Origin of the sequence: Mesorhizobium sp. M7A.F.Ca.CA.002.04.1.1 (assembly GCF_004022805.1) — a bacterium.
Lineage (GTDB): Bacteria > Pseudomonadota > Alphaproteobacteria > Rhizobiales > Rhizobiaceae > Mesorhizobium > Mesorhizobium ciceri.
The window spans coordinates 1-9,903 of the sequence record NZ_RZPL01000139.1 but is presented as its reverse complement, the minus strand read 5'-3'; the positions used below and the strand labels follow the sequence as shown (position 1 = coordinate 9,903).

At 63.1% G+C, this 9,903-nt stretch carries 12 protein-coding genes; 6 read left to right on the top strand and 6 right to left on the bottom strand.

What is annotated here, in order from left to right:
* The 6 genes from ENZ75_RS10160 to ENZ75_RS10135 form a co-directional block, all read left to right on the top strand.
* Positions 1–689, top strand: a 689-nt coding sequence (locus ENZ75_RS10160; protein ID WP_164887775.1) for a GntR family transcriptional regulator, incomplete at its 5' end; no start/stop codon positions are given.
* Positions 686–1,168 carry a DUF3830 family protein gene (locus ENZ75_RS10155; RefSeq protein ID WP_013532979.1) on the top strand — a complete coding sequence of 161 codons (483 nt, stop codon included), beginning with the start codon at positions 686–688 and terminating at the stop codon, positions 1,166–1,168. The genes ENZ75_RS10160 and ENZ75_RS10155, both read left to right, overlap by 4 nt.
* Position 1,169: 1 nt before the next feature.
* Positions 1,170–1,523: a TIGR04076 family protein gene (locus tag ENZ75_RS10150; protein WP_013532978.1), complete on the top strand. Its 354-nt coding sequence runs from the start codon at positions 1,170–1,172 to the stop codon at positions 1,521–1,523.
* On the top strand, positions 1,520–2,575 hold the full coding sequence (locus tag ENZ75_RS10145; protein ID WP_063167569.1) for an aldo/keto reductase: 1,056 nt from the start codon (positions 1,520–1,522) through the stop codon (positions 2,573–2,575). The genes ENZ75_RS10150 and ENZ75_RS10145 overlap by 4 nt, the downstream gene beginning before the upstream one ends.
* The gene (locus ENZ75_RS10140; protein ID WP_063167570.1) at positions 2,572–3,000 is read left to right on the top strand and encodes a DUF4440 domain-containing protein; all 429 of its coding nucleotides are present in this window, start codon (positions 2,572–2,574) and stop codon (positions 2,998–3,000) included. Before ENZ75_RS10145 ends, ENZ75_RS10140 begins: the two co-directional genes overlap by 4 nt.
* A gap of 48 nt (positions 3,001–3,048) precedes the next feature.
* Complete coding sequence (locus tag ENZ75_RS10135; protein ID WP_013532975.1) at positions 3,049–4,308, top strand: ABC transporter substrate-binding protein; 1,260 nt, start codon at positions 3,049–3,051, stop codon at positions 4,306–4,308.
* A gap of 91 nt (positions 4,309–4,399) precedes the next feature.
* Here ENZ75_RS10135 and ENZ75_RS10130 read toward each other — a convergent pair whose 3' ends face one another.
* The 6 genes from ENZ75_RS10130 to ENZ75_RS10105 form a co-directional block, all read right to left on the bottom strand.
* Complete coding sequence (locus ENZ75_RS10130; RefSeq protein ID WP_063167571.1) at positions 4,400–5,200, bottom strand: ABC transporter permease; 801 nt, start codon at positions 5,198–5,200, stop codon at positions 4,400–4,402.
* Entirely contained in the window at positions 5,197–6,069 is an 873-nt protein-coding gene (locus tag ENZ75_RS10125) for an ABC transporter permease (RefSeq protein WP_128278070.1), read from the bottom strand. The genes ENZ75_RS10130 and ENZ75_RS10125 overlap by 4 nt, the downstream gene beginning before the upstream one ends.
* The gene (locus ENZ75_RS10120; RefSeq protein WP_063167573.1) at positions 6,066–7,169 is read right to left on the bottom strand and encodes an ABC transporter ATP-binding protein; all 1,104 of its coding nucleotides are present in this window, start codon (positions 7,167–7,169) and stop codon (positions 6,066–6,068) included. The genes ENZ75_RS10125 and ENZ75_RS10120 overlap by 4 nt, the downstream gene beginning before the upstream one ends.
* A 76-nt stretch (positions 7,170–7,245) precedes the next feature.
* Positions 7,246–8,271: an ABC transporter substrate-binding protein gene (locus tag ENZ75_RS10115; protein ID WP_063167574.1), complete on the bottom strand. Its 1,026-nt coding sequence runs from the start codon at positions 8,269–8,271 to the stop codon at positions 7,246–7,248.
* 52 nt (positions 8,272–8,323) lie between these two features.
* Entirely contained in the window at positions 8,324–9,322 is a 999-nt protein-coding gene (gene araD1 / locus ENZ75_RS10110; RefSeq protein ID WP_063167575.1) for an AraD1 family protein, read from the bottom strand.
* Positions 9,323–9,354: 32 nt separating this feature from the next.
* Positions 9,355–9,903 (bottom strand): SDR family oxidoreductase (locus ENZ75_RS10105; protein WP_164887774.1); only part of this gene is annotated, 549 nt, incomplete at its 5' end.

Below are 9,903 nucleotides of genomic sequence, written 5' to 3'. Positions count from 1 at the left end.
AGCTTGCTCCGGTCGGCCTCGAGACCGTGCAGGACCGCGTGTATTCCGAGCTGCGCCGCGCCCTGATTGGCGGCCTGTTCGAACCGAGCCAGGTGCTGACCATCCGTGGCCTGGCTGACGCCTTGGTCACCTCGACCATGCCGGTGCGCGAGGCGCTCGGCCGGCTGATCACGGAAAAGGCGCTGGAGGCGCTGCCCAACCGTTCGGTGCGCGTGCCGCCGATCACGCTGGAACGCCTCGACGATCTCCTGCGGGCTCGCATCCTGATCGAGGGCGAGGCGATCGCGCTGGCCGCCGCCCGCATGGGTCCGCGCCAGATCGCCACCATCGAAACCATCCTCGCCGAATGGGACGAGATGCGGGCTTTGAAACACAAGAAGGACGTCGACCGCGAAGTGACGCTCAACCAGAGCTTTCATTTCGAGATCTACCGCTCCTGCGGTTCGGCCGTGCTGATCCCGATGATCGAGAGCCTGTGGCTGCAATCGGGTCCCTGCATTCGTGTCGCCATCTACGCCTTCTCGGAAGCCGGCGAGGTCGACACCGCCCAATATCACCGCCGCATCGTCACGGCGCTGTCCACGCAGGATGCGCAGGCGGCGCGCGAGTCGCTGGTCGCCGACATCAGCCGACCCTTCACCTTCCTGCGCAGCAAGCTGCAGGCCGCCGCCGTGAAAGACCAGACATGACCGCCATCAGGATCACCGAGCCGCGCTCGCAGCTTTCCGTAACGGCATTGCTGCTGCCCGAGAAGGCGCCGGAAAACGCTGCCTTCCTCTTGGCCTACCTCGGCACGCCACGCGTTGTTCCGGGCATCCATGCGATGTGGACGGGGCCTGAGATTTCCTGTCCGGTTCCATCAGCCGACCTCGAGGGCCAGGCCTATGCAAAACCGTTGCCGGCCGAGAACGCGACGCTGAACCCGCAGCCGGGCGACATCGTACTGTCCTACGTGCCGCCACGCATGTGGGGCGGCAATCCCAATGCGATCTTCGACATTGGCCTCTACTACGGGCAGGGCGCGCGGCTCTTGTTCCCGATAGGCTGGCTGGCCGGCAGTGTGGTGGCGCAGGTGCGCGTCGAAGAGCGTGACCGGTTCGCCGCCGCGTGCGGTGTCATCCGCCGCAACGGCGCCTGCGATGTCACCTTCAGCCTGATGGAGGCCTGACATGGCCGACGACGGTTTCGAGCTGTTCGACCTTCGCGTCGAGGCGATCATCCCCAAGGACAAACCTATCTATTGCGGCGCCAAGGAAGGCGACTATTTCGAGCTCAAGGGCGAGATGCTGTCGATGCCGGCAGGGCAGGGTTTTTCGATCTATTCGATCGCCGCCGTGTTGCCGCTGCTGGCAGCCAAGCAGCGCCCAACCCACCCGAACGACTGGATGACCTCGGACGCCGAGATCGCTTGTCCCGATCCCAATTGCGGCAGCCGGCTGCGGATCGTCAGGGCCGCCAAGCGGCGGTTCAGCCACGCCGAGACGACGGCGGTGCCGCTGCCGAAAGAGGATGACCTTAGATGACCGCCAAGACCTTCGAACTCGGCCCCGGCTACACCATCTCGCGCGTCATTCGCGGCGGCTGGCAGCTGGCTGGCGGCCACGGCGCCATTGATCGCAGCCAGGCGGTGGCCGATCTGATCGCCACTTTCGATGCCGGCATCTGGACCTATGATTGCGCCGACATCTACACCGGCGTCGAGGAGCTGATCGGTGCCGCGCGCCTGCAGCTGGCCAGCGAGCGCGGCCTCGACGTCGCGGCCCGGATGAAGGTGCACACCAAGCTGGTGCCCGACCTCGAACGGCTGGCCAGTATCAGCCGCGACTACATCAGGCGCATCGTCGACCAGTCATTGCGGCGGCTGAAGACCGAGCGGCTCGATCTCGTGCAGTTCCATTGGTGGGACTATGAACAGCCGCGCTATGTCGATGCCATGGGCTGGCTCAACGAGCTTCGGTTGGAGGGCAAGGTGCGCAATCTCGGCACCACCAATTTCGACACGCCAAGGCTCGCCGAGATACTCGCTGCCGGCATCCCACTGGTCAGCCAGCAACTGCAATATTCCGTGCTCGACCAGCGCCCGGGCAACAGCCTGGCCGCGCTCGCAAAACAGAACGGCGTCAGCTTCCTCTGCTATGGCTCAGTTGCCGGCGGCTTCCTCAGCAACAAATGGCTCGGTGCGGCCGAGCCCGCCACGCCGCTCGAAAACCGCTCGCTGGTCAAGTACAAGCTGATCATCGATGATTTTGGCGGCTGGGAGCTGTTCCAGCACCTGCTGCAGGCGCTGAAGGCCGTTGGCGACCGCCACGGCGTTGACGTCGCCACCATCGCCAGCGCCTGGGTGCTGGAGCAGCCGCAAGTGGCGGCGGTCATCGTCGGCGCCCGCAACCAGGCCCACGCCATCGCCAATGCGAAAATCATGGACGTTGCGCTCGACGCCGAGGACCGGGAGCGGATTGCGGCCGTCATCGCGCAAGGCACCGGCCTCGAAGGTGACGTCTACACGCTGGAGCGCGACCGCCGCGGCCGCCACGGTTCGATCATGCATTACAACCTCAATGCGGGGAAGAAATGAGCGGCGAACCCTCCCTGTTTTCACGCGCCAGCGCCGAAATCATCGACCTGCACCGCTTCTTCGTCGACTGGTTCGTCGCCGCGCGAGCCAACACGGTGGACTTCGGCCGCTTCGAACGCGCCATGGGCAAGGACCTCAGCATGGTGGCGCCGGACGGGCAGATCCTCGATCGCGAAGCGGTCGTCGACCATGTCCGCGCAAGCCGTGCTTCCTGCGACGATGGTTTCGCCATTTCGATCGAGGACATCCGGCCCGGCTGGCAGGACGCGGATATTATCGTCGTCCTCTATGTCGAAGCGCAGCTGCGCGCAGGCAAGCACAGCCGCCGTCAATCGAGCGCCGTCTTCACCACCAGTTCATCGGCGCCCAACGGCGTCGAATGGCGACATCTGCATGAAACCTGGCTGCAGGTGCCGGAACGCTGAACAAGCTCCAGAGTTCAAATACAGTCGAGTAACGAAAGGGGAACAACAATGACAAAGACGATACTCCAACTCACCACAGCGCTGGCCCTCGTCACGATGGCGGGTGCTGCTCAGGCCGCCGACTGCAAGATCACCGTCGGCCTCGTCATGGAGCTGACCGGCCCGGCCGGTGAATACGGCCAGGCCGGCGCCAAGTCGGTCGAGATGGCCTTCCGCGACATCAACGGAGCCGGCGGAGTGCGCGGCTGCGATCTCGTCACCGACACGCGCGACAGCCAGAGCCAGGGCAACATCGCGGTCGACGCCGCCACTCAGCTTGTGCAGGTCAAGAAAGTGCCTGTGATCATCGGCGGCATCATTTCTTCGGTGTCGATCCCAATCCTGACATCGGTCACGGCACCGGCCAAGATCGTCCAGGTCTCCCCGGCATCGTCCTCGCCGACGCTCACCGCGCTCGGCCGCGACGGCAAGACCAACGGCATCTTCTTCCGCACCATCACCTCCGATGCGCTACAGGGTGTCGCCGCCGCCAAATATGCCATCGACAAGGGTTTCAAGAAGCTGTCGATCATCCACGTCAACAACGATTTCGGCGTCAACATGGTGGCCGAATTCTCGCGTGCCTACAAAGCGCTCGGCGGCACCATCGTCTCCGACACGCCTTACAATGAAAAGCAGTCGAGCTATGCCTCCGAAGTCACCGCGGCAATGGCCGGTGAACCGGACGGTCTCTACCTCGTCAGCACACCGGTCGACGGCGCCACGGTCGCCCGCACCTGGATCTCGCAGGGCGGCGTGCAGAAATTCCTGCTCAATGACGGCATGAACAGCCCGGACTTCATCGAATCCGTCGGCGCCGATTATCTGAAGGAAGCTTACGGCACGTCGTCCGGCACCAGCCCGACGGCCTCGACGGAGTATTTCACCAAGAACTATAAGGAATTCTCCGGCATCGAACCGACCAATCCGGCAGCCGACCGTTCCTATGACGCCGGCGCGATTGTTGGCCTCGCCATCGCCATTGCCGGCTCTGAGGACCCGGCCAAGATCAAGGACGCGATGTACAAGGCGGTCGATCCGGCCGGCACGCCGATCTTTGCTGGCAAGGAAGAGTTCGCCAAGGCGCTCGGCCTGATCAAGGACGGCAAGCCGATCCGCTACGAAGGCGTCATCGGCCCGGTCGCCTTCGATAAATATGGCGACATCACAGGCCCGTTCCGGCTGTGGAAGATCGTCGACGGCAAGGTAGCGACGGACGGTGAAATGACCACCGACGATGTCAACGCCTTGCAGGCCAAGCTTCAGTAAGCATCATTCCGTTTGGTCCGGCATCGATTATGTCAGCATCGATGCCGGGCCAAGAATATGGTTGCCTCATTGCGGCGCTCTTGCCCGGCACTCACGTCCGTTCCGTCGCAACTTGCCTGGGGATGAGAAAGCGGGCGGCGAGCACGCAGAGCAGCACGGTGAACATCAGGATCAGCGCCACCAGCGCATTGATATCGGGTGAGAAGCCAAGCCGCATCATCGCCCACAGCCTGACCGGCAGCGTGCTTTGCGTGCCAGTGACCAGGATGGTGATCATGGTCTCGTCGAATGACAGGGCGAAGGCCAGGATGGCGCCGCCGACCATGGCGCTCGACAGGTTCGGCAGGATGATGCGCCAGAAGGTCTGCCAGCCCGTGGCACCGAGATCGTAGGACGCTTCAACCAGCGTGCGGCTCATCGACTGCAGCCGCATCAGTACCGTGCGGTAGACTATCGCCAACACGAAAACCGTATGGCCGATAACGACCGTCAGCAGCGAGCGTTCGAGGCCGATCTCGCGGAAGAAGATCAGCAGCGCCAGGCCGCTGATGATCGGCGGCATCAGGAACGGCAGGAAGATGATGAACTGCAGCAGCGAGCGTCCGGAACGGCGCCCATGATAATAGAGCGCCAGCAGCGTTCCGCTGACCACCGACAGGATGACGGTGCAGACGCCGACGATCAGCGTCGTGCGCAGAGCGACCAATATGTCGTGGTTTTCAGCCAGCGCCACATAGGTCGACAGGGTCGGCGACGACCAGTCGACGGAGCCATGCGAAATGGTGAAGAACGACGACACGATCGGCACGAACAGTGGGCTGTAGAGCAGCACCGCAACCAGTGTCGTGATCACGGCCAGAAAGATCGTGGACAGTCGGGGCAGGGCGCTCATACCGAAGTCCCCGGGTTGCGGCCAAAGCGTTCGCCGACGAGGATTGCGGCGATCACCACGACGGCCAGCGCCACCGACAGCGCCGCGCCGAACGGCCAGTTATAGGCCGTGCCGAACTGGCTGTAGAGGATGCGGCCGAAGGTGAAGCCGCTGATGCCGCCGACCATTTGCGGCGTCAGGAAATCGCCGATCGCCAGCACGAAGACGAAGCTCGCCGCCGAAGCGACGCCGGGCAGGCTGAGCGGCAAGGTGATGCGCAGGAAGGTCTGCAAGCCGCTCGCGCCGACATCGTCGGATGCGCGCAGCAGCACCTGCGGAATCCGCTCCAGCGACAGGAAGATCGGCAGGATGGCGAAGGGGATCAGGAGCAGGGTCAGCGTCAAAAGGATGGCGTTCATGTTGAACACAAAAAGCGTCGACGGTTCCTGCAGGATACCAAGCGCCACCAGCGCCTTGTTGAGGAAGCCGTTGAGGCCCAGGATGCTGCGGATCGCATAGATCTTGATGACGTAGCTCATCAGCAGTGGCACCAGCAGCAGCATCAGCAAGGCGTAGCGCCAGCGGCCTTTCAGCGTCGTCAGGAAATAGGCGGCGGGATAGGCAAGCAGGATGCAGATGATGGCCACCGACACGCACAGCACGATGGTGTTCCAGAACACCGGCAGAAAGACCGGATCGGTGAAGAACCTGACATAGTTGCCCAGCGACAAGCCGTAGACGATCGTGCCCTGGTCGACGCTGAAGAAACTGTAGCCGAGGAAGATCGCCAGCGGCACCAGGACGAAGACCACCGGCAAGGCAAACGCCAGCACCGTCACCAGCAGTGACAGCCGTCTTTCCGCAGGCAGTGTCGATCCGGCTTCGCTCATGCCAGCACCAGATGGCCTTCATGCGGCGCAAACGAAAGCGATACAGCCTCGCCGGATTTGAGCGCGCTGCCGTCGACGCGGCTAGGCACGCGCAGCCGCAAGCGCTGCGCGGCATTGTCGGCGCCGGCCATGATGGTGGCGACGGTCGACGAGCCGGCAAAGGCCAGATCGGAGATCGTGCCGGAAAAACGGTTGTCGGTGTCCTTTGCATCCGCAAGGTGCAAGGCTTCTGGACGGAACGCGGCGTAAGCGCTGGCGCCTTCCGCTGCGGCTTTCAAATGCGGCTGGTCGCTGATCGAACAGATGAGGCGCCCGAGCGCCGTCTCGATCGATCGCAGCTCGCCCTGGACCGGTCCGAGTTTCCCGGCCACCAGATTGTTCTCGCCGAAGAAACGCGCGACGAATTCGCAATTCGGTCTGTAGTAAAGGTCGTGCGGCGTGCCGAGCTGGCGGATATGGCCGGCCTCCATGACGCAGATCCGGTCGGCCATGCCGATGGCTTCTTCCTGGTCATGGGTGACGAACAGGAAGGTGGTCCTGATTTCGCGCTGGATGGACTTTAGGAACACCTGCATCTGCCGGCGCAGTTCGAGGTCGAGTGCGGCGAGCGGCTCATCGAGCAGGATCAGGCGCGGCTGGCAGATCAGCGCACGGGCGAGTGCGACGCGCTGGCGCTGACCGCCGGAGAGCTGCGCCGGAAAGCGGTCGGCGAAACGCCCGAGCTGGACCAGTTCCAGCGCCTCCGCGACTCGGCGCGCGATTTCCTTGCGCTGGACATGGCGAACCGAAAGCCCGTAACCGACATTGCCGGAAACGGTCAGGTGCGGGAACAGCGCATAGTCCTGAAACACGGTGTTGAACGGCCGCCGGTTGATCGGCATGCGGCTGATGTCTTGCCCATCCAGGCGTATCTCGCCCGACGTCAGGGGTTCCAGCCCGCCGATCAGCCGCAGCACCGTGGTCTTGCCGGAGCCGGATGGTCCAAGAACGGTGAGGAACTCACCGTCCTTGATCGACAGGTCGATGTCGTGCAGCACGGGGACCGTGCCGTAGGATTTCGAGACGGACCGCAGCGTCAAGAGGTCGGTGTTCTGGTTCATGAAATACTCTCGCATACGCTTCGGCGGTCCGGAACCTCCGGACCGCCGGGTCCTTCGAAGGCAGAGGGCACAAAGATCAGGGCGTTGCCTTGACCTCGTTCCACATGTCCGAACGCTTGAGCGGGTCCTCGACATTGTTGAGCCAGACCAGCTTGTCGTTGCCGCCGGCGCTGCCGGTTTCCGTCACCGTGTTGCCGAAGCCGGTGCGCTCGGAAAGCTCGCCGCCGACCCTCTTGCTCAGCATGAAATCGATCCATTTCTCGGCTGCCGCATTATCACGGACACCCTTGGAAATGACCCAGTTGTCGAGCCAGGCAAGCGCGCCCTCGCTCGGATTGACATAGGCGACATGGGCGCCGATCTTCTGCAGCGCCTTGACCTGCTGCTGGCCGTAATTGGCCCAGATCAGGGCCACATCATTGTTTTGGTAGATCTGCTGCGCCTCGTCGGCGGTGGTGTAGAAGCTGAGCACGTTGCGCTTGAGTTCGACCAGCTTGGCCTTGACTGCAGCCATCTGCTCTTCATTGAGGTTGAACGGATCCTTGTAGCCGAGCGTCAGTGCGGTGAACGAGAAATTGTGCTCGCCATTATCATACGCCAGCACCTTGCCCTTGTAGGCCGGGTCCCACAGAACCGACATCGAGGTCGGCGCCGGCTTGATCTTGTCGGTGTCGTAGATCAGGCCGATGGAGTCGAAGCAGAACGGAATGCCGTAGACCTTGCCGTCCTTGGTCACGCCGCTGACCGCCGTCAGGTCGCGGAAGCGCGGCAGCACGTCTTTCTGGTTGGCGAGCTTGGTGACGTCGATCGGCGACACCAGGTCAGCCTTGATGTAGCGCTGCAACTGGGCGGTGTTGACAGCAAAGACGTCGAAGTCCTGGCCCTCGCTGCCCTTGATCTTGGCCCAGATCTCGTCGTCGCTGCCGATGAAGACGACATCGACGCCGATGCCGGTCGCGGCGGTGAAGTCCTTGACCCAGTCGGCATCGGCGTAGCCGTCCCAGGCCAGTACCCGAAGGTTCGCGGCGAGCGCCGCCGATGTCATCAGGCCGATGCTGAGCCCGATTGTCGCTAGTCTTAAAAACGCTTTCCTCAGTCCCATTTTTAATCTCCCATTATCGTTCTGGTGGACCGTAATTTTCGGGCCTGCGCCGTCACAGCTGGGTAACAGCGACCAGTCCCTCGTCCGGCACCGACACCATCCGGTTGCGCAGTGGCTTGCCGAACGTCTGTGCCTGGATTTCATACTCGTCGCCGGAAGCCGTCTTGACGCCGGAGGCGTAGCTCATCACCGCCGCGCCGAAGAAATAGGCGTGCAGGTCGCCCGCCCTGCGGTGCATCGGGTAGCGGAAATGGAAGTGTTCGAGATTGGCGATCGAGTGCGACATGTGCGCTTCACCCGACAGGAACTCCTGCTCCCAGATAACAGTGCCGTTGCGTAGGATGCGCGAATGGCCGCGCACTTCTTCGGGCAGGTCACCGATCAGCAGTTCCGGACCAATCGAGCAGGAGCGCAGCTTGGAATGGGCGAGATAAAGGTAGTTCTCGCCCTCCGTCACGTGGTCGGAATATTCGTTTCCGAGCGCATAGCCGATGCGATAGGGATGGCCATCGGGTCCATTGACATAAAGCCCGACGATCTCGGCTTCCTCTGCACCGGCTTTCGCGAATGCCGGCATCGGCAGCGGTGCGCCGGGCGGGACAACGCAGGTGCCGACGCCCTTGAAGAACCACTCTGGCTGAATCCCGATCTTGCCGGAGCCAGGCTTGCCGCCCTCCAGCCCCATGCGGAAGATTTTCAAGGAATCGGATTCGTCGGCACCTTCGCCATGGGTCAGAACATGCATCTGGTTGCGCGCGGCGGCACTTCCGGTGTGGGTGAGGCCGGTGCCGGTGACCAGGAAGCGCGCCGGTTCGGGATGGTCGACCGGAGCGAGCACCTGCCCATCGCGCAACAGTTGGTCGTAGTCGATTTTCGCCGTGCCGGTCCGCTTCTCGACCAGCGCTGCGATCGACGTGCCCTGGGCAATTGCCGCTTCGGCCAGTTCCAGCACGCTGCTGGTCTTTTCGAGCGGGTGCAGATGATTGCCGTCATCGCAGACGCGGCCCACCCGTCTGCTGCCGTCGGCCATTCTGAACTGAACAAGACGCATGAACTAACCTTCTTCCTTTGAAACCGTACGGATCACACCCAGCCCGCATCGACGATGAACTGCTGGCTCGTGCACATGCGGCTGTCGTCGGCGGCGAGGAACAGCGCCATGCGCGCGATATCGGAGGGTTGCAGCCGGTCGGGCAGGCACTGCCTTTCCGCGATCTGGCGTTCGCCGGCCGGGTCCAGCCACAGGCGCATCTGGCGCTCTGTCATCACCCAGCCCGGCACCATGCAGTTGACGCGGATGCGCTCAGGGCCAAGCTCGCGGGCCAGCGCCCGCGTCATGCCGTAAATACCCGCTTTCGCGGTGACATAGGCTGGGCAATCCGGATCGCCGACCATCCAGGTGATGGAGCCGAAGTTGATGATCGAGCCGCCGCCCTGCGCGCTCATCTGCGGACGCACTGCCTGCGCCGCGAAAAACTGGTGGCGCAGATTGACCGCCATGCGGTCGTCCCAATAGGCAACCGTCACATCCTTGGTCTGGTGGCGGTCGTCATTGCCGGCATTGTTGCACAGCGCTTGGATGGGGCCATTGTGCTGCATTGCCTGCACGGTTGCCGCCTGCAACTCTTCGAC

Bases quoted from the DNA above. Each gene is read 5' to 3' on its own strand.
- ENZ75_RS10115 (WP_063167574.1), bottom strand. From the start codon at position 8,271: ATGGGACTGAGGAAAGCGTTTTTAAGACTAGCGACAATCGGGCTCAGC.
- ENZ75_RS10120 (WP_063167573.1), bottom strand. From the start codon at position 7,169: ATGAACCAGAACACCGACCTCTTGACGCTGCGGTCCGTCTCGAAATCC.
- ENZ75_RS10125 (WP_128278070.1), bottom strand. From the start codon at position 6,069: ATGAGCGAAGCCGGATCGACACTGCCTGCGGAAAGACGGCTGTCACTG.
- araD1 (WP_063167575.1), bottom strand. From the start codon at position 9,322: ATGCGTCTTGTTCAGTTCAGAATGGCCGACGGCAGCAGACGGGTGGGC.
- ENZ75_RS10145 (WP_063167569.1), top strand. From the start codon at position 1,520: ATGACCGCCAAGACCTTCGAACTCGGCCCCGGCTACACCATCTCGCGC.
- ENZ75_RS10135 (WP_013532975.1), top strand. From the start codon at position 3,049: ATGACAAAGACGATACTCCAACTCACCACAGCGCTGGCCCTCGTCACG.
- ENZ75_RS10150 (WP_013532978.1), top strand. From the start codon at position 1,170: ATGGCCGACGACGGTTTCGAGCTGTTCGACCTTCGCGTCGAGGCGATC.
- ENZ75_RS10140 (WP_063167570.1), top strand. From the start codon at position 2,572: ATGAGCGGCGAACCCTCCCTGTTTTCACGCGCCAGCGCCGAAATCATC.
- ENZ75_RS10155 (WP_013532979.1), top strand. From the start codon at position 686: ATGACCGCCATCAGGATCACCGAGCCGCGCTCGCAGCTTTCCGTAACG.
- ENZ75_RS10130 (WP_063167571.1), bottom strand. From the start codon at position 5,200: ATGAGCGCCCTGCCCCGACTGTCCACGATCTTTCTGGCCGTGATCACG.